Source organism: Lactobacillus rizhaonensis, assembly GCF_036246345.1.
GTDB classification, from domain to species: Bacteria; Bacillota; Bacilli; order Lactobacillales; family Lactobacillaceae; genus Lactobacillus; species Lactobacillus rizhaonensis.
The window spans coordinates 202860-223000 of sequence record NZ_BTTV01000001.1; the positions used below are offsets into that span (position 1 = coordinate 202860).

The 20141-nt window shown below is 34.2% G+C and carries 15 protein-coding genes; 9 read left to right on the plus strand and 6 right to left on the minus strand.

Going from position 1 to position 20141, the window contains the following annotated elements; all coding sequences use genetic code 11:
- Positions 1-8 precede the first annotated feature (8 nt).
- The 4 genes from lspA to AAA915_RS01000 are packed head-to-tail and all read left to right on the plus strand — an operon-like array spanning position 9 to position 5612.
- On the plus strand, positions 9-476 hold the full coding sequence (lspA, locus tag AAA915_RS00985; RefSeq protein ID WP_338199077.1) for a signal peptidase II: 468 nt from the start codon (positions 9-11) through the stop codon (positions 474-476).
- On the plus strand, positions 466-1377 hold the full coding sequence (locus AAA915_RS00990; RefSeq protein WP_338199079.1) for an RluA family pseudouridine synthase: 912 nt from the start codon (positions 466-468) through the stop codon (positions 1375-1377). The genes lspA and AAA915_RS00990 overlap by 11 nt, the downstream gene beginning before the upstream one ends.
- Entirely contained in the window at positions 1378-2433 is a 1056-nt protein-coding gene (locus AAA915_RS00995; RefSeq protein ID WP_338199081.1) for a carbamoyl phosphate synthase small subunit, read from the plus strand.
- A 2-nt stretch (positions 2434-2435) separates the two neighbouring features.
- Positions 2436-5612: a carbamoyl phosphate synthase large subunit gene (locus AAA915_RS01000; RefSeq protein ID WP_338199083.1), complete on the plus strand. Its 3177-nt coding sequence runs from the start codon at positions 2436-2438 to the stop codon at positions 5610-5612.
- A 36-nt stretch (positions 5613-5648) separates the two neighbouring features.
- On the opposite strand, the gene AAA915_RS01005 is transcribed toward AAA915_RS01000, so the two are convergent.
- Complete coding sequence (locus AAA915_RS01005) at positions 5649-7337, minus strand: Rqc2 family fibronectin-binding protein (protein ID WP_338199085.1); 1689 nt, start codon at positions 7335-7337, stop codon at positions 5649-5651.
- Between the two features lie 339 nt (positions 7338-7676).
- On the opposite strand from AAA915_RS01005, the gene AAA915_RS01010 reads away from it, so the two are divergent.
- The 3 genes from AAA915_RS01010 (at position 7677) to AAA915_RS01020 (ending at position 9729) form a co-directional block, all read left to right on the plus strand.
- Positions 7677-8078 (plus strand): MarR family winged helix-turn-helix transcriptional regulator, encoded by a 402-nt coding sequence (locus tag AAA915_RS01010; RefSeq protein WP_338199087.1) that lies wholly within the window; start codon positions 7677-7679, stop codon positions 8076-8078.
- 88 nt (positions 8079-8166) lie between these two features.
- On the plus strand, positions 8167-9045 hold the full coding sequence (locus tag AAA915_RS01015; RefSeq protein ID WP_338199089.1) for a DegV family protein: 879 nt from the start codon (positions 8167-8169) through the stop codon (positions 9043-9045).
- A gap of 48 nt (positions 9046-9093) precedes the next feature.
- On the plus strand, positions 9094-9729 hold the full coding sequence (locus AAA915_RS01020; RefSeq protein ID WP_338199091.1) for an NUDIX hydrolase: 636 nt from the start codon (positions 9094-9096) through the stop codon (positions 9727-9729).
- Between the two features lie 19 nt (positions 9730-9748).
- Here the strand turns inward: AAA915_RS01020 and xerS are convergent, their stop codons facing one another.
- Complete coding sequence (gene xerS, locus AAA915_RS01025; RefSeq protein ID WP_338199094.1) at positions 9749-10834, minus strand: tyrosine recombinase XerS; 1086 nt, start codon at positions 10832-10834, stop codon at positions 9749-9751.
- Positions 10835-12362: 1528 nt separating this feature from the next.
- Here xerS and AAA915_RS01030 point away from each other — a divergent pair.
- The gene (locus tag AAA915_RS01030) at positions 12363-12722 is read left to right on the plus strand and encodes a helix-turn-helix domain-containing protein (protein WP_034979176.1); all 360 of its coding nucleotides are present in this window, start codon (positions 12363-12365) and stop codon (positions 12720-12722) included.
- Between the two features lie 41 nt (positions 12723-12763).
- Here the strand turns inward: AAA915_RS01030 and AAA915_RS01035 are convergent, their stop codons facing one another.
- From AAA915_RS01035 to parE, 4 genes are all read right to left on the minus strand, one after another.
- Positions 12764-13693 carry a manganese-dependent inorganic pyrophosphatase gene (locus AAA915_RS01035; protein ID WP_338199098.1) on the minus strand — a complete coding sequence of 310 codons (930 nt, stop codon included), beginning with the start codon at positions 13691-13693 and terminating at the stop codon, positions 12764-12766.
- A 129-nt stretch (positions 13694-13822) separates the two neighbouring features.
- Positions 13823-14758, minus strand: coding sequence for a LysR family transcriptional regulator (locus AAA915_RS01040; protein ID WP_338199100.1), 936 nt, complete (start codon positions 14756-14758; stop codon positions 13823-13825).
- A 133-nt stretch (positions 14759-14891) separates the two neighbouring features.
- Entirely contained in the window at positions 14892-17351 is a 2460-nt protein-coding gene (parC, locus tag AAA915_RS01045; RefSeq protein WP_338199102.1) for a DNA topoisomerase IV subunit A, read from the minus strand.
- Between the two features lie 15 nt (positions 17352-17366).
- The gene (gene parE / locus AAA915_RS01050) at positions 17367-19325 is read right to left on the minus strand and encodes a DNA topoisomerase IV subunit B (protein ID WP_338199104.1); all 1959 of its coding nucleotides are present in this window, start codon (positions 19323-19325) and stop codon (positions 17367-17369) included.
- Between the two features lie 96 nt (positions 19326-19421).
- Between parE and plsY the strand changes: the two genes are divergently transcribed.
- The gene (plsY, locus tag AAA915_RS01055; protein ID WP_338199106.1) at positions 19422-20057 is read left to right on the plus strand and encodes a glycerol-3-phosphate 1-O-acyltransferase PlsY; all 636 of its coding nucleotides are present in this window, start codon (positions 19422-19424) and stop codon (positions 20055-20057) included.
- The last annotated feature ends 84 nt before the right edge of the window (positions 20058-20141 follow it).

Consider the following 20141-nt stretch of genomic DNA (forward strand, 5'->3'; position numbering starts at 1 on the left):
AAGTATCAATGCAATTCTTATATTTAATTATTTCATTATTTATTGTACTTCTTGATCAAGGGTTGAAATCTTTTATTGCAGGTAATTACAAGCTGGGAGAAACTCAGCAGATTATACCCCATATTTTTTCATTTACTTATGTCCAAAATGACGGAGCTGCTTGGAATATTTTGCCCGGTCAAATGGGACTTTTTTACTTGATTAGTATTATTGCTATCGTAATTTGTTTATATTACCTGTTACGAAACAATTTTCACAGTAAACTCTTTGATATTGGTGTAGCACTTGTCTTAGGCGGAATTATTGGCAATTTAATTGACCGTATTCACTTAAAGTATGTTATTGATATGATTCAAGTTGACTTTATTCACTTCAATATTTTTAATGTTGCCGATTCTGCAATTACAATAGGAATAATATTGGTATTTGTTTATCTGCTCTTTTTTGACGAAAGCGAAAAAAACGATGCCGAATAAATTTCAGTTTGTTATCCAAAATGAAAAGGGCAGAATAGACAAAGTGCTTGCAAACGCAATTCCTTCTTTATCACGTTCACGGATTCAGGAATTGCTCCAGGATCAAAATATCTTGGTTAACAAAAAAATAGTTAAGTCGTCCTATAAAGTACAAAAAAATGACATAATTACGGTTTTTGTACCTAAATTAAAGCCATTGGCATTAATCCCGGAAGACATTCCATTAGACATTGTTTATGAAGATCAAGACGTTATAGTAGTTAACAAGCCTCAAGGTATGGTTGTGCATCCAGCTGCTGGACATCCAGATCACACACTCGTTAATGCATTATTATTTCATACGAAAAACCTGGCTAAAAGTCCTGAAGGATTTCGTCCAGGAATTGTCCATCGCATTGACAAGGATACATCTGGCTTATTAATGGTGGCCAAAAATGCTTTTGCACGTGAAAGTTTGGAAGAACAATTGGCCACAAAAACTAATAAAAGACTGTATTTAGCAATAGTACACGGCAATTTTTCTGAAAAACAAGGAACAATAGAAGCTCCAATTGGACGCGATCATTATAATCGTAAAAAAATGGCTGTAATAGCAAATGGCAAAGAAGCTATTACACATTTTACTGTTCTTGAACAATTTCAAAATTACAGTTTACTCAGATGTCGTCTTGAAACGGGTCGGACTCATCAAATCAGGGTACACCTTGCTTATATTGGGCATCCTGTTGCAGGGGACCCATTATACGGACCGCATCATACCTTAGAGGGAAATGGTCAATTTTTGCATGCTCAAGTATTAGGATTCAGACAGCCAACTACTGGTAAATGGCTCGAATTTGAAGTACAACCTCCAAGGATTTTTTTGCAAAGGCTGACTGAATTGAGAGAAAAAAGTGATTAAATGAAACGATATTTGATTCTGGAAAATGGACAATCATTTCCAGGAGAAGGATTAGGAGCCTCAATAATTTCCACTGGTGAGTTAGCCATTCAAACGGGTAATTTTGGTTATCAAGAAGCACTGACTGATCCGACCAATACGGGCAAAATTCTGGTGTTTACTGCACCAATGATTGGTGGCAATGGCATTAATGCAATTGACTATGAGAGTATTAATCCAACGGTAAAGGGAATAATTGCCAATGATGTTGCGCAAAATATTTCCGAAAGTGGCAACTTCCAGGATTTAGCTTCTTTTTTAAAAGAAAAAAATATACCAGCAATTTTTAATGTCGATACCAGAGCATTAGTTCATCTTTTGAATAAGGAGAAGACAATCAAAGCTTCGATTATGGACACAAATGATGAACACGCTTTTGACCAAATTAAAGCTTTGGTTTTACCCAAAAATAAATCAGCGGCTGTTTCTACTAAGAATGCATATGCGGTACCTAATGTAGGTAAAACCGTAGCTATAATTGATCTTGGTTTAAAGCATTCCATGCTTAGAGAATTATCTTTGAGAAAGGTTAATGCTACTGTTTTACCGTATAATGTTGCTGTGCCAGATATTGAAAATCTGCGGCCCCAAGGAATTATCATCTCAGGAGGACCAGGCAAGCCCAATGAATTAATGCCGGACCTTGAACCAATTTTTTCAGCATTTTATGGTCAAATTCCAATTTGGGGAATTGGCTTAGGTTTTTTAACATTAAGCGATTTTTTGAATTTCGAACTTGTCGACTTACCACAACCATATAGTGGCATTAATTATCCCGTTATTGATCAGAACACAAACAAGATTTGGCAAGTGGCTATGAATATTGATCAACTGATTCTACCAAATAGCGTTCAATTCGAAATGGAAAGAGAATTTTACGATCTTCACAGTGAATTACTTGCCGGTTATAGCAATAAAACTAACAAGGTAATTGGTACAGCTTTCAATGCTGAAGGAGCTCCAGGAAGTCTTGATGCTCTTCCTATTTTTGATAACTTTGTAAAGATGATGGTGTAAATATGCCTTTAGATAATGATTTAGATAAAGTATTAATCATCGGATCAGGACCAACTTTAGTCGGTAAGGTATCTGAAACTGATTTATTAGTTGAAGACGCTATTAAAGCACTTTTTGAAGAGGATATTCAGGTAGTTTTAGTCAATCCTAACCCTGCAACTATTTCTACTGATAAAAAGCCTGGCTTAACCGTATATCTTGAACCAATGACCCTGGAATTTCTCAAAAGAATAATTCGAATGGAAGAACCGAATGCCATTATATCTGCTTATGGTTCTACAACTGGCTTAAAAGTTACTCGGGAACTTGTTCAAGATGGTATATTGCGACAAATGGGAGTGCGCTTGTTAACTTTGAATAAACGCACATTGGCAATGGACAATCATCAAAAAATGAACGCTTTTCTGACAGAAAACCAGATTGAGGCAAGCAAATATTGGAATCTAACTGATTTCGATGCAATTAACTTGCAAATGCAATTAGAAGAGCACGTTCACTTTCCTGTGATGCTTATCAAGCAAAAAGATTCAGCACTTAACCAAAAAATTATTTTTAATAATATTACTGATCTGAACGAGTACTTACAAAAAGAAAAACGACTGGAAAATTTTTCGTTTGGTAATTATCACTTAGCAGAAGACTTATCTTCTTGGGACGAAGTAATTGCTAATACTATTCGTGATAGCTCAGGAAATATGCTTTTTACTAATCTAGCAGATACTATTGAGTCTGTAGCTATAAATGCCGGTGATTCAGCGGCTGTAATGCCCGCCTTGACCCTTAACAATGACCAAGTACAGAGGATTCGAGCAATTGCCCAAAAAATAGCGGCTAGTTTGCAAATAGTAGGAATTTTAAATATACATTTCGCCGTCAAGCATAAAGGTACAAATTTTGCAGTCAAAGTTTTATCGATAAAGCCAAGACTAACGCGTAGCGCTATTTGGTCTAAAAGGGTAGGACTGTATAGTTTAGGCTATATTGTCTGTAAAATTGCACTCGGTTATCGTTTAGATGAAATTAAAGATCCGCTATCAGGGCTCAATGCGGCAATCGAACCAACTTTGGACAAAGTAGCCATTAGGATGCCATTTTGGTCATTAACGCAATCTGGTAGTAATCATTACAAATTAGGCAACAGAATGCAGGCGAGTGGAGAAGCTATTGGCTTAGGTACAAATTTTGAATCTGCTTTTTTAAAAGGTCTGGCTTCAACAGTAAATATAAAAATGTCACTAACCATTTTTCAAGCGGAAAAAGCTAAAGATAAATCAGAAATTATTTCTGATCTAAAACAACCAGATGAGTTACATTTACTTAAACTACTAGCTGCAATTGCAAAAGGCTTTAGTTATCAGGAATTACAAGAAATTGTTCATATTCATCCGGTATATTTCCAAAAGCTGTATCATATAGTGGAAATTGGTCATAAATTAGTAAACGAACACTTATCAGATGAATTACTAATTGAAGCTAAAAAGAGAGGCTTCCGTAATCTTTTAATTGCTAACTTATCTAACACAAGTGTGGGTGCAATTGGAAAAAGACTTACAAAAATACATTTAAAACCTGCCTACCAGCAAATTGATGGCACCGCAGGAACCATTAAGCCCTTAGTTAAAGCATATTATGGCTCGTTTGGAGTTCAAGACGAAAGCCGAGCTTTGACTGCCTCTAAAAAGGTTTTAATAATCGGAATGCTGCCATCACAAGTTTCAGTTACAAGTGAATTCGACTATATGCTAAGTCATGCAATTGATACTTTACATAATAATAATTATGACATTATTTTAATTTCAAATAATGATGAGTCAGTTGCTATTAGCTATAAGAGAGTAGACAAAGTTTATTTTGAACCAATTACAGTTGAAAGTATTCTGCAAATCTCCAAGAAAGAAAAAATCAAAGATGTTTTAATCCAATTTTCTGGCAAAGAGATGAATGCTCTATGTAAGAAATTAATCGAAAACGGTCTGAATATTTTAGGTAACAAGGATGTTAATCCTAAAGATCGTATAGAGCAGGCATTAACTAAACCAGTAAAAAATTTAAGTCAAAACAAACTACTAACGACTGTTAATAAAAGTGCAGCCCAAAAGTTCATTAAAGAACACGGATTTCCAATTTTAATTGGTGGCTTTAATAATTTGGGGGTAAAGCAAAAGTCGGCTGTGGTTTATGATTTACCTGCCTTAAAAAAATATTTAGAAGAAAATCAGCTTTCTAAGGTAAGCTTGTCTCATTTTATTGAAGGAAATAAATATGAGATAACTGCCATTTCAGATGGTAAAAATGTAACTCTTCCAGGTATTATTGAGCACTTGGAACAAACAGGTTCACATGCGTCAGATTCAATAGCTGTTTTTAAACCACAAAACTTATCTAAAACGGCCAAGAAATTATTAACTGAATTTGCTATTGCATTAATTAAACGTATAAATATGCGTGGTATTTTTACCTTACATTTCTTAATTGTTGATAAGAAAGTATATTTATTGCAAATTAAGCCTTATGCTGGCCATAATATTGCTTTTCTTTCCAAGGCTCTTGGTAAGGATATTACCAAATGTGCGACAGAAGTTTTAATCGGAAAGTCTTTGCCTGAATTAGGATACAAAAGTGGATTATGGCGTTCAAATAGCTTTATATTTGTTAAAATGCCGGTCTTTTCTTATATTAATTATCAAAGTGAAAATACGTTCGACTCAAAAATGAAGTCTTCTGGTTCTGTCATGGGTAGAGATACCGAACTGGCAAAAGCCTTATATAAAGGATACGAAGCTAGTGGCCTAAAAATACCAAGTTATGGAATAATTTTTATATCTGTGCGCGACGAAGATAAGAAAAAAGTAACAGAATTGGCTCAGAGATTTTACCGTTTAGGCTTTAAAATAATTGCAACCGAGGGTACGGCTAATGAATTGGCCGAAGCCGGTATTACAACTGGAATAGTGTCAAAAATTAGTCATGGCTCTCGTAGCTTATTAGACAAGATTCGCCAACATAAGATTGATATGGTAATAAATATTACTAATTTATCTGATTCCGCTAGTGATGATGCAACCAGGATACGCGATGAAGCTCTGAATCAAAACATACCAGTTTTCTCAAGCATTGAAACTACTGAACTTATTTTAAGCGTTTTAGAGTCTTTATCTTTAACTACTCAGCCGATTTAAAAAGCGAGGATGATTTTTACTTCATCCTCGTTTTTTTTAATTTATTCTCTTAGATAATACCCTAGTTTTTTCAGGGGTCACTTCAATTGAATTTTGACCAGTATAAATTACAAAGCCCGGTTTTGCTCCATTTGGTTTTTTTACACGTTTATCTTGAACATAATCGACTTGTACGTGAGCAGAATTTTTAGCTTTGGAGAAATATGCAGCAATTTCAGCTGTTTCTAAAATGTCTTCATCTGTTGCTTCAGATGATTGCAAAATCACGTGTGAGCCCGGAATATTTTTAACATGAAACCAAATATCAGTTTTATTAGCCTTTTTTAAAGTTAACCAGTCGTTTTGTAAATTATTCTTTCCAACTAAAACGGTTTTACCCGAAGATATACGAAATTTATTCAGATTCTTTTCGGTAATTTTCTTTTTTCGTTTTGGTTTTTGGGGTTTCTTTAAATAGCCCTGATTCATTAACTCTTCAGTAATTTGATCGATATCCTGCGGTTCAGCATTATCAATTGCAGTCTGAACAGAATCAAAATAATCTAAATTATCCTGAGCAATAGATACTTGCTCTTTAACGTGTTTAATAGAATCACGTAGTTTTTTATATTTAGTGAAATACTTCTGCGCATTTCGAGCCGGAGAGAGGGCAACATCAAGTTTAATTTTTAGTGGACGATTATTATCATAATAATTTGGCAAAGAAACTTCTGCCATTCCTGGCTTAACTTGGGATAAATTTGCGTTAAGTATTTCTCCTTGTATCCTGTATCCTTCAGAATTTTCTGCCTGTTCCAGCTGCTTTTTGAGCTTAACAATTTTTTTGGTTAATTTTTTGTATTCATTTTTGATTAGCCGCTCAATTTGAGCTGACTTTTGTCGTACCCAATCTTGATTTGACTGATACTCATAAAACTCATCCAAAGCATGATTGATATCGGGATCAGCACTTTCTTTTGTGAGGTTAAGATGGTAGGGCAGGTAGGGAAAAATTTTACGTTTATTATTTGGCGTTTTTAATATAAAAGCGCCTTTTTTATTAAATTGACTCATAAAAGTCTTAAAAGATGAATAAGAAAAATCATCTTCTAAATAACCAATGAGCTCTTGGCGATCGTCACGATCCAGGCCACTAATTTGACTAGCAAAATCTACTGGATCCGAATTTATAGCCTTTTCTTTAAACTCTTTTTCTGTTACTTCAAAGCCGTTTATTCCAGATATTAAAGGTGGTAATTCATATTTGGCTTTGGGCAAAAGCAGTCTCACCCTGTTTTCATCTGGATTAATTCGCTTAAGCAGATCAATTATATGGCCACTTTTTTTATCATAAAGTATGACATTACTATGTCGTCCCATTAATTCTAATGATAAAACTAACTGAACTTGATCTCCCAGCTCATTACGATTACTAAAATTAAAATTTATAATGCGGTCAACACCCAGTTGTTCAATTGATTGCAATACTGAGCCTTCCAAATATTTGCGCAGTACCATGACAAAAGTGGGAGCCTTATCAGGATTAGCAATAGTTTGGTTAGTTATGTAAAACCTAGGGTATTGCGCATTTGCCGATAATAACAACTGAATATTTTTGCGTTCTTTTCTAAAAGTTAATACTAAATCTTGTTCAAATGGTTGGTAAATTTTTGAAAGCCGACCATTGATTATTTTTGGCTTAACACTATTTAAAAGACTATGTATGAATAAACCGTCAAAAGCCATAATTATCACCTCAAAACACGCTTACTATTATATCAAGTATTAAGCAATTTGTATTCGCTTTAGGCATATTTTATGATTAAATCTCAAAAAAGAGTACTACTAGTTATATATTAATTATAAATCTACTTTTTAAAGAAGCTATTGCAAAAAACTGATATACTGGTAATATAGATTTAAAGTTATTGATATAAATATTTATAAGTTAAAATTAATAGTAAGTAATATCACTATACTGGTAACCCTATTGTTTCACAAAGTAATTTATCTTTTGGAAAAATTGTGAACAGTATAAATATTAACTTACAAATTATTTTTGTTTTTATCAGAAAAGGTAGTTAAATGAATGTTTTATCTTTTAGCACAATAGCGGATAATATTAAAAACGAAATAAGCAAAAAATGTGGCTTAAATCTTTCACAAACAAGAATTTTGCTATATTTCGATCAAAATGACAATACAGCTTTAAAAATGGGGGATTTAGCTGATAACTTAAAAATTTCGCTATCGACATTAAGCAGACAATTACAACAGAAAAAAACAGTGAGTTTTATTACAGTTAAAAGATCTGAGAGAGATTCAAGCAAAACTGTTTTGTTAAATGAAGCGGGACTTCAAAAAGTCGTTCAATTAAGACGCGAATTAAAAGAGATTGAAGAATCCTTATTGCAAGGGCTTAGCAAGCAAGAGATAGCATCTTTTAACCATATTGTTAATGAATTAGTGCAAAGAAGTGAGAAATAATTTGTTCTTCTAGTTGATGGTCGAAACACTTATTTTTTTATGCTATAATTCTTGTATGTTGTACAGACAAAAGCGAAAGGTAAGTTAGATGAAGATTGCTTTAGTTACTGATAGTACCAGCGCCATAACAAAACAAGAGGCGGAAAAAAACAATATTATTGTTATATCTATTCCCATAATCATAGGTCAAAAAGAGTACTTAGAAAATGTTGATATTACTTCTGACCAGCTTTTTAAGATGCAAAGAGAAGGGGCTGATTTTCCTAAGACTTCTCAACCTAGTAGCGGTGATTTGATTCGTCTTTTTGATCGCTTACATGACGAAGGTTATGAGGCTATTATCGCAATTACACTATCAAGCGGAATTTCAGGATTTTATCAAACGCTTTGTAATATATCTGAAAACAATCCCAAATATAATCTACATGCTATAGATACAAGGATGACAGTTCGCTTGCAAGGAAATTTGGTTTTGGCTGCAGCAAGAATGATAAAGAACGGTCTTGACCTTGATACCATTCTGGCAAAATTAGATAAAATCAAATCTACCATAGATGAGATTTTTGTAGTCAACGATTTAAAAAATCTGAGTCGTGGAGGTCGTTTAAGCAATGCTACTGCGTTTATCGGATCCATGCTGAACATCAAGCCACTGCTTACTTTTAAAGATGGTGATATTGTGGCATTTGATAAGATTCGGTCTATGAAACGGGCTTTTATCAAAATTAAGAGTTTAACAGTGGAAAAGATTGATAAGTTGCCTTATAAAGACAAAATTAAACTTTTTATAATTGATTCTAATGATAAAAGTCAAGTTGAAGAAGCAGAGAAGTTTTTAAAGGAGAAGTTTCCCAAGCAAAATATTTCAGTAACAAAGTTTAGTCCTGTCATTGCGACACATTTAGGAGAAAAGTCTTTTGCTATTGGCTGGATGATAGATATTGATAAAATCGATTTAACAAAATAAGAGCAACCTCTCAAAGGTTGCTTTTTTGCTAAGGAATTGAGGCTTTTTATGAAAAAATTAGACCAACTGTCAAGGTGGGCAGTAGAACTACAAAGCATTGCTCAAGATGGCATCGAATATGGACACGATCGTTTCGACAGAGAAAGATACCAACAGATAAGAGAAATTGCAACAAAGATGATGGCTGCTAAAACTGGTGAGCCAATTGATGTGATCAAGGGGCTATTTAGTAGTGAAGATGGCTATCATACACCTAAGGTTTCTACCAGAGCAGCAATTTTTAATGATCAAAAAATTTTGTTGGTAAAAGAATCTACCGACAATTTATGGTCAATGCCAGGCGGGTGGTGTGAACCAAATATTACAGTAAAAGAAAATTGTATAAAAGAGGCGGAAGAAGAATCTGGACATAAAATTGCTGTTCAGCAAATCATTGCCGTAAATAACCATTCAACTAACGTTTACGATAATAAGCGCGTTGAACGAGCAATTAACGTATGTAACGTTATTTTTCTCTGCAGAGATTTAGGAGGAAAGTTTGTCAAAAATACTGAAACTGAAAGATGTTCATTTTTTGACTTTGATAATCTGCCACCTTTGTCAGTACCCAGAAACTCTCTAGCAGAAATAAAAATGTGCTTTGAGGCTAATAAAAGTTCTAATTGGCAGACCAGATTCGAATAATAGTAAAAAGCAAGCACTATTATGCTTGTTTTTTACTATTATTTTTATCAGCTTCAGTAATCTCATTCAATGCGGCTCTTTGCTTTTTTTGATCAACGTGAGTATATAAATCAGTTGCTGAAGTTCCTTTTTGTCCCAGCTGCTGGGCAACCAAAACCTGGTCTTTAGTCACACCATATAATTCAGAAGCTACAGTATGGCGCAATTTATGAGGGGTTAGTGGATGCCCAAAGGCAGCTGAATATTTATTGACCATCTTTTCAATTGCACTGGCAGTAATCCTTCTTGTTTTATTGTGCCACCGTGTAAGAAAGAATGCTGAATCTTTTTTTGAGGCTGAATAACGTTCCTTGCGAATCTTTTTATATTCTTTGATATAAATTATTGTCCATTCGGCAATTGGAACGCTGTCTCTTTGACCACCTTTACGTGTTACGTCTAATGTGGCTTTTCTAAAATTAATGTCAGAAACATCAATTCCTGCGCATTCTGAGACCCTTATCCCTGTTCCCAAAATTAAAGCAATAATTGCCATATCACGTTCTTTATTATTTTTAAAACCAGGTAGAGCATGTTTATTGCATTGAAGTTCATATTTAGTATCAATAAAGTCTAGAAACTGATACTTTAATTTACCGGTATACATGTGTGATTCAAGGATGTGTGCACGGTAGTTTAGCGTTTCAGTATTATTGAGGGAATCAATTTTAAGCATTACGTTTCGTTCAAAATATGGCTGACCATTAATATTATCAGCAGTAATGGTTAAAAACTTAAACAATGACCTTAACGCATTTATGGAGCGATTGATGGTAGTGGGGGAGTTAAGATTACCTTGTTTATTTTTGACATGGCCTAAATAATTAATGTACAGCATAATATCATTGCGCTGAAGTTTAGCCAAAGTTTCTGTTTCAACTTTTTGATTACTTTTTGCTGGCGAAATGCCTTCTTGACGCAGCCAATCAAAAAAGCGTCTGATTTCTGTTAAATATTGATAAGATGTTGCCAGAGAATGATTGGTGCCAAAGTTGTAATCTTTAACAAAATCTGGCATTTTCTTCAATTCGTCATCGATTAGATCTAAGTATTTTTTTGTTTCCACGTAGCAAAATTCTCCTGATTGAAATAATTATGTATTTTATTATATAGCAAAACCAGAATGTATGTTTGTCTTTTTTATTCTTAGTTTATTCTAAATAAGAGAGGGAAAACAAATAGGCAGTCTCTCAAATGAATTTAGCGCATGAATTATTGAACTGTAGCTTAATTTGCTGAAAATTAAGAGGATGATTGATAAATATTATTTACTTGTTTAGATCTAATAATTTATTGATAAAATATAGTATTCATATCAAACTTGGGGCATTAGGAGAGAAATTCAAGTAATTAGAGCTAGGCTGTTAGTTGTAGCGTACTTTAAAGAGGGGAAATAGCTTCATTTTTAAATTATAACCATTAACAACATATTTATAGCAAAAACTTAATATCTCTAGTTTGAAAACTTGATTATTAATTGCTAAATTTGCAAGCTTTAGAGCCTAATAAGTTTAAATTTTGTTCTTATATTTTTCCTTATTGCTTTCGTTAAAACTATAATTTTAATGAAAGCAATAAAAGCAACAGTGAGGTAAAAGTGCTATTCCTAGTAATTCACACACTTTTTTTATTTTATACAAATCAAAAAGCGCTAAACATACACTTTTACACTAACGATTCATACTCAATACTTAAACTTTTATAAGTTAGACTAGTTGCTTCAATATTAAATTTTTGGAGTTCAAATTTGAAAATCTGTCTGTCTATGTAAGAAAATTTTGACTAATACCAAGAGTAATTAATTGCTATCAAATGATCAGTTATGCGGTTTTTGAATTTTAAAAGGCTCTAAATACTTGTGTGAGCACTAAAAATATTTAGTTTAAAACTTTTAAACAAGATATTTGTCTATTAACCCTCTATCTTTATTTTTTATATTACTTTACATAATATATATTATACGAAGTTATATCTTGCTGATGTACTATGCTGAAATATCTCAAAAACAAATCACCCACTTGAATCAAAGCAAAAATTACTTTATATTCAAAATATACTAGAAAATTTCTGATAAAGACAGACAGTAATATTTTTTATTATTTAGATAGAAATTTCAGTTTTAATTTTAATTTACAATATAAGAATAACCCGAACAGTTATAAAATACTACCCTAAAATAAAGTTAAACTATACGCTATTAATTTTTATATTCAAAATAAATAGCTTAAATATGGAAAAATATAAATAAAAGCGCTTTCTGAGTTTAATAAATATATAAACCAATTAGTTGTTCTCTTTTTAAAACTAGTGCCTTTCTATTTCCAACCCTGGCAAGCGAATGCACCCTATGATATAATATTTTCCACTCTTTCCTTTTTCACTTTAAGGCTATTAATTGGTGCTTTTTTATTTTATTTTCCCCAAAAATAGCTTACAATACTATGTGGGGTATAGTTTAAAACATTTAGTTTGAGTTTAATTTTGCTAAAAGCAAGTGTTTTATTCATTATTTTTTTGTTTTAATGTTTAATTCTATAATTAATCTGTTATTATAGAATATGGAATTATTTTTTTGAAAGGGTTGAATTTATTCCATGAGTATAAATTTAGGAAAAGAAATATGTCGCAGGCGACGTGAGCAGAAATTAACCCAGGAGGATCTCGCTGAATTAAGCGATTTGTCGGTTAATTTTATTTCCCGTCTTGAGCGTACCAAAAACCAGAATATTAGTATTCAAAAGCTTGACTCCATTGCCAGAGCCTTAAATACAACTACACCGGATATTATCATGAATGCCTACCGCTTTAAAGAAGTTAAAGTTGAAAATCATCAAGATAATACTCCAGTATTTATTAAGAAGGTTCTTAATGAACTTAGAAAAATGTCACCTGATAAAGCTGAAAGAGTATGCAAATCATTCATCATTTTGGCTAAGGAAATTAATAAAGATTAAAAAAACACGAAATAGATCTTCTCTATTTCGTGTTTTTTAAATTACTTAAAAGCTTCAGTTAATGGTGGCACAACTTGCTTCTTTCTTGAAACAACTCCTGGTAAGCTTATTTCAGAATCCTTCACCTCACCAAATGCCTTTTCAAATGAAGTCAAAGCCTCATCTGAACCTATAACTAATGCAGTTGAATCTGAGTCAAGTACATTAGTTATAAGTAGCATAAATAAATCATAACCTTCAGACTTTGCAGAGTCTTTCATTGTCTTTAAGAAAGTTTCTTTTCGCTCCAATGCCTCTGGTAAGTCAACTACATTGATTTGAGCAACCCGAACATTCTTACCATTTAAATCAAAGGATTTAGCATCTAGATCAATTAATTCTTCTTCTGATTTACTTGCTATATTGGTTCCAGCCTTTAGTTCTTCCAAACCATATTTCTGGTAATCCACATTAGCAATTTCTGCAAGTTCCTGAACAGCCTTTTTATCTCTCTCAGTAGTAGTTGGCGATTTTAACAATAATGTGTCTGATATTATTGCAGAGAGCATAATTCCTGCAATATTTTCGGGAATTTCCACCTTAAAATGCTTGTACAGTCCATACATAATTGTACTGGTGCAACCTACAGGTTCTGCAAGATAAAACAGAGGCATACTTGTATTAAAATTCATAATTCTATGATGGTCAACAACATGAGTTACAGTTACTTTATCAATATCGGAAACGCTTTGCTGCGGTTCGTTATGATCAACAAGCATTACCTTATTCACTTCATTAGCAGCTGTTTTAATAACTCTTGGCGCTTCAAAACCAAATTTCTTTAAGGCAAAAGCTGTTTCATCGTTAGGTTCACCTAACGCAACTGCTTCTGTATCATAACCTAATTTATTTTGCAAATATGAATATGCAATCGCTGTTCCTATGGCATCTGTATCTGGATTTTGATGACCAAAAACTAATTCTTTTTCCATTTAACTTTCCCCTGTTTCTTTTAAATTTTATACTTATGTTCTAGTTTACCTAATAAATCCTTTTCTTCCCAGAAAAAATTTAAATTTTAGTTTAAATAATTGATTATGTCTTATTGACTGCAAGATGAATTATGCTTCTAAAAATTTTTTGAATTCGACCAAAAAGTTTTCAATCCGAGGAACCTCTTTCTTACCCTTGCGATAAATAATTGATGTTGTAAATTTTGGGACACCTTTTAAAAATACTGGTTTTAAATCAATTTCGCCTTGGTGGAGCTGATAATATGATTCACTTACAACTGTATCATAATCAGTTTCCTCAGCAGTATCAACTACTTGCTTGGTTGAAGTAAAGGTTAAGGGAACATTTAACCCGTTTTTAGCATTTAACTTAGAGCCTAATTTATCTTTTAACAATTGAGTTAAGTAAAAACCATCTGGATAAAGTACCCAATTTTTCCCTAAAAATTTGGAAACTGGGTATGCCTTTTTTGCCTCAAAATTAGAATTATGTGTCAAGATTGTCAATCTCTCTTGTGTGACCTTCATTTGTTCATATTGATTTTGTATATTGGATTGACTTTTCTTAGCAGTTTCAGGAACATAAAGTAACCCTAAATCAATTAAATTGTTATCAAGATTATACCAAAGATCTTTACGGTTAAAATAAGAGACACTAATGGTAATATGCGGAAACTTTTGGTTAAACTCAATCAAAAACCGTCTGAGAAGATCAGAGTCAACACTTTCTAAAACACCAATTGCAATATTACCCTTATCAGCCTGAGTAAATTCTTGAATATCACTAACCACAGAATTAATGGTTCCAAGCAATTGGATCGCTCCAGTTTGCAATTGCTTACCCGCTTCCGTTAGGTAAAGCTTTTTGCCCATTTGCCCGAATAACGGTGTTCCAATTGCATGCTCGATTTTCTTAATTTGTTGAGTTAAAGCCGGTTGAGTAATGCCCAGGATCTGAGCTGCCTGGGTATAATTCATAGTATCAATTAATTGCAAAAAATAATGTAAGGACTTGGTTGAGAGTATTGTATCTGTTTTAGGCATAAAATTATTCCTTCTATCTTAACAATAATATGGCTCTATATATATGCTATTATCAATCAAAAACCCCTCTGTGTCAAAGTATTATTGTAATTTAATAAAGCACTTTCACAATTTATTGATATCATTAAATAAACTAAAATTTATTATTGCTTGATGGTCTACTTAGTCTTATATTAACTGGTTCTCCATCACTAGTAGTATCAATGACAAATGAACCATTTGAGTATCTGTCGCCTAACGGATAATCACTAGTTAAGACCTTTATGTGCCTTTTACTTGTAGTGGTTACAATCAGAGTATGATCTTGCCCATAAGACGTAACCGCAACAATGCGGTGCGGCTTAGTTTTAAGTTCTCTTAATATAAGTACCCCTCGTTTGGCGCGTGATACTTTATTTACCAAATCAGCTTTAAATTGTTTAAACGCACCTCTTTGCGTAATTATTCCAACATGAACCAAGTTAAGATAATTAGGATTTATTAATATATATGAAATGACATAGTCCGAAGGCTTAAGATTGACAGACTTTACTCCAAACGACTTGGCTCCAGATTCAGGAATTTCTGCCAAATTATAGCGAATAGCATATGCGTTGTGAGTAAATAAAATTATTTCGTCATTACTGTTATTCTTAACTAAATCAACGCGGACAACCATACTGTCTGGCTTTTTCATTTTCATCGCTGTAATTGCTCGTGAATGATAAGTCCTTGTTGGTTGCAAATTACTTAATTGTAGTTGTTTGATATAGCCATCGTTGGTGGCAAGTAAAAAGTTGACATTTTGGTTTAAGCTGTCGAAGTCAAACACACGAATAATGTTTTCATCATCATTTAAACCAATTTCTTGAGACAAATGCTGACCTGTTTCCTTCCACTTTGCCTCAACTAGTTCATTTACCGGACGATAAATAACATTTCCTCGACTGGTAAAAAGGTATAGATTGGTTAAAGTAGATACTGTTTTTTCAAATACCACATCATCCCCGCTTGGCAAGCCATTATCCTCATCATCACTTGACTGCCATGAACGAATAGAAGATCTTTTGAGGTAGCCATCACGACTTATTAATACACGTACCTGTTCATCAGCTACTAGAGCTTTTTCATCAATTTGAATCTTAGCATTTTCAGAAGAAATTTCGGTCCTTCTTGGATTACCAAATTCTTTTTTAACAATTGATAGTTCTTTAACTATTTCTTTTTCCAAAGTTTTGCTATTAGATAAAAGCTCTTTAAAACGGGCTATCTTCTCATTTAATTCAGTTTGCTCTTTAACTAAGGCATCTACATCGGTATTGGTAAGTCTATATAATTGCAAAGAAACAATTGCTTCTGCTTGTCGAGCTGAAAAATTAAATTCACTGGACAAATTTTTCTTAGCTTCTGCCTTATTTTTTGATGCACGAATGACTTTGATAACCTGATCTAAAATGTCCATAGCATGAATCAAACCCTGAATAATTTCCAGACGTTCTTCAGCTTTATTTAAATCATACTTAGTTCTTTTGGTAACTACCTCTTTTTCATGTTCTAAGTATGAGGACAAAATATGCTTTAAACCAACCTGCATTGGTGTCATATGATCAATAGCAACCATATTGAAATTATAGGAAACCTGTAATTCAGTATTTTTAAAGAGATAATTTAAAATATTTTGTGCATCGGCACCCTTTTTTAATTCGACTACAATAGACAAGCCATGACGGTCAGTTTCATCCCGAACCTCAGCTATACCATCAATTTCTCTGTTAAGACGAATTTCATCCATTTTCTTAACTAACAGAGCTTTATTAACAGCAAAAGGAATTTCCGTAATTACAATTTCTTCCCGGTGCCCTCTTATTTCCTGGATAAAAGTTTTAGCTCTTACCTGTATCCGGCCACGCCCTGTCTCATAAGCTTCACGTAAGCCTTTTTTGCCCAGAACGATTGCTCCAGTTGGAAAATCTGGGCCTTTAACAAATTTCATCAGATCGTCAAGAGTGGCATTAGGATTTTTTAGCAAATAGATAGTTGCATCAATTACTTCGGTTAAGTTATGGGGGGGTATTTCTGTAGCGTAACCCGCAGAAATACCTGTAGAACCATTAACTAGTAAATTAGGAAAACGTACGGGTAAAACAGTCGGCTCATATTCAGTATCGTCAAAGTTCAGAACCATATTAACTGTGTTTTTATCAATATCTTGCAGCAACATGTTGGATATCTTACTCAAACGAGACTCAGTATAACGCATAGCTGCGGGGCCATCACCGTCCATTGAGCCATTATTACCATGCATTTCAATTAAAGGCTCACGCATTTTCCAATCTTGCGAAAGGTGAACTAAAGCACCATAAATTGAACTGTCACCATGAGGATGAAAATTACCCATAATATTACCCACAGCTTTAGCTGCTTTTTTAAATGGTTTGTCATAAGTATTGTTATCTAGGAACATGGCATAAAGGATCCTTCTTTGCACAGGTTTTAACCCGTCACGAATATCTGGTAAGGCCCGTTCCTGAATAATGTATTTGGAATATCTTCCAAAACGCTCACCCATGACTTGCTCAAGCGGCATTTCACGAATTCGTTCTTTTGTTGCCATTAATCAAAAACCTCTTTATTCATTTTCTTCTTCTAAAATTGAACTGTTATCGCCTAATCTAAACTTAACATTCTCTTCAATCCATTTTCGTCTGGCTCCAGCCTTATCTCCCATTAACGTGGTAACTCGACGTTCTGCCAAAGCAGCATCATCGATTTTGACACGAATAAGCAGTCTAGTTTCTGGATCCATGGTTGTTTGCCACAATTGCTCGGCATTCATTTCTCCAAGTCCCTTAAATCGCTGCAAAGTATAACCACGACCCATTTGCTTTTCAGCGGCAGCAAGCTCTTCATCGGTCCAGGAATATTGTACTTTGGCCTTTTTACCACGACCTTTTTGCAGACGATATAGAGGGGGCAAAGCAATATAAACTTTACCATGTTCAATCATCGGCCTCATATAACGGTAGAAAAAGGTTAACAACAAAATCTGAATATGAGCACCATCGTCATCGGCGTCCGTCATAATGATTACCTTATCGTAATTGGAATCTTCAACCTTAAATTCGGTTCCGACTCCAGCGCCGATAGTGTAGATCATGGTGTTAATCTCTTCATTCTTAAAGATATCCTGAAGCTTGGCTTTTTGGGTGTTCAAAACTTTACCACGTAAAGGCAAGATTGCCTGGAACTTACGGTCTCTACCCTGTTTTGCGGAACCACCAGCTGAGTCGCCCTCAACCAAAAACAATTCGTTCTTTTTGGGGTTGCGTGATTGTGCCGGCGTTAACTTACCTGATAGTACTTCTTTTTTGCGCCGTTTTTTACCGTTTCGACTTTCATTGCGAGCTTTCTTGGCGGCTTCACGAGCATCCCTTGCCCTTTGAGCCTTTTTTACCAATTCTTGCGCCAATTCGCCTTTTTCCATCAGGTAGTAAGACATTTTTTCATAGACGATCGCATCAACTACAGATCTTGCTTGGGGAGTACCTAGTTTACCTTTAGTCTGCCCTTCAAACTCTAATAGCTCCTCAGGGATCTTGACTGATAAAACAGCGCTTAAGCCCTCACGATAATCGGAGCCGTCAATGTTTTTATCTTTTTTGCCTAACAAACCCTGCTTTTTAGCATAGTCGTTAAAAGCACGCGTAAAGCCACTACGGGCACCCACTTCGTGAGTGCCACCGTCGGAGGTACGCACATTATTAACAAAAGAAACTAGATTTTCTGAGTAGCTGTCACTGTATTGACCACTAAATTCAACTTCAATGTCATCTTGTTTTCCGGAAAAATAAAAAACATCGCTTAAAGAATCTTTGCCCTCGTTGAGATATGAGACAAAAGCTTTAATGCCATCATCATATTTAAAGGCATCATGATGTTCGGGTTCACGTTCGTCAGTTAAGACAAAGCGTACTCCCTTTAACAAAAAAGCAGACTCTCTGATGCGCTCTTGAATAGTTTCATATTTATATCTGATTGTTGAAAAAATTTTTTCATCAGGTTTAAAAGTAATGGTAGTGCCTGTCGGTTCTTTAGTTTTACCCAAGCATTTTAAAGTCCCAACCGGATGACCACCATCTCTGAACTCTTCTTCATAGGCAGTGCCTTCTCGCACAACTTTGACATCCATATAACTGGAAAGAGCATTAACTACAGAGGATCCAACACCGTGAAGCCCACCTGAAGTCTTATAGTTTTGTTCGGTAAACTTACCCCCAGCATGTAAAACGGTTAAGATGACTTCGATAGTGGGTTTGCCCGATTTATGCATTCCAGTAGGCATACCCCGACCAAAGTCACGGACCGTCACACTGTTATCTTTATGAATCGTCACGTCAATTTCGTTACCGAATCCAGCCATCGCCTCATCAACCGAGTTATCTACAATTTCGTAGACTAGCTGGTTTAAGCCATGCACATCAGTCGAGCCAATGTACATACCCGGACGTTTACGGACGGCTTCCAGACCATGAAGAATCTGAATTGATGAGTCATCATAAGAATTTATTTTTTTATTTGTTTTGACCAAATAGACTCCTCCAGTTAAAAATCATTTTATTATTTAGCCCTCAAACGCAATAATCTCTGCTAAAATAGCATTAGACTTTAAGAGAGTGGGATAAAAATGATAAATTTAAATTTAATTCTGATATTTATTCTAGCATATTTAATAGGGTCATTTCCTACAGGCGTGATCGTCGGTAAAATCTTTTTTGCAGAAGATATTAGAAACTATGGCTCCGGCAACATTGGGACCACTAACTCTTTTCGCGTTTTCGGACCGTTTGCCGGCAGTGTGGTTCTCATTGTTGATGTTTTAAAAGGAACTCTCGCTACCAACTTACCAAGGATATTTCATCTTAATGTGCCCAAATATGTTCTCCTAATATCCGGTGGCCTGGCGATCTTGGGACATACATTCTCTATTTTTCTTAAATTCAAGGGCGGCAAAGCTGTAGCAACGAGTGCTGGGCTCTTTTTAGGTTATAATCTCAAGTTTTTTGGTATTTGTGCTCTTATTTTTCTACCATTAGTCTTTATCACGTCTTATGTAAGCCTTTCAAGCCTGATTGCCGTTGTTCTGATATTTATTGCAACTTTCTTTTTTCATGATGTTTTTTTGGAAATTATTGTTGGCTGCATCATGATTATCTTGTTTATTCGTCACAGAAGCAATATTAAACGTTTATTACATCACCAAGAAAACATTATTCCCTTTGGCTTATGGTATTGGTATAAGAAAAGGCACCATAAACTGTAAATACAATTAAAATAAATATGGCTAGCATCAACAGCTAGCTATTTTATTATAAACTTATGAACATTTGTTCGCAATAATTGCTTT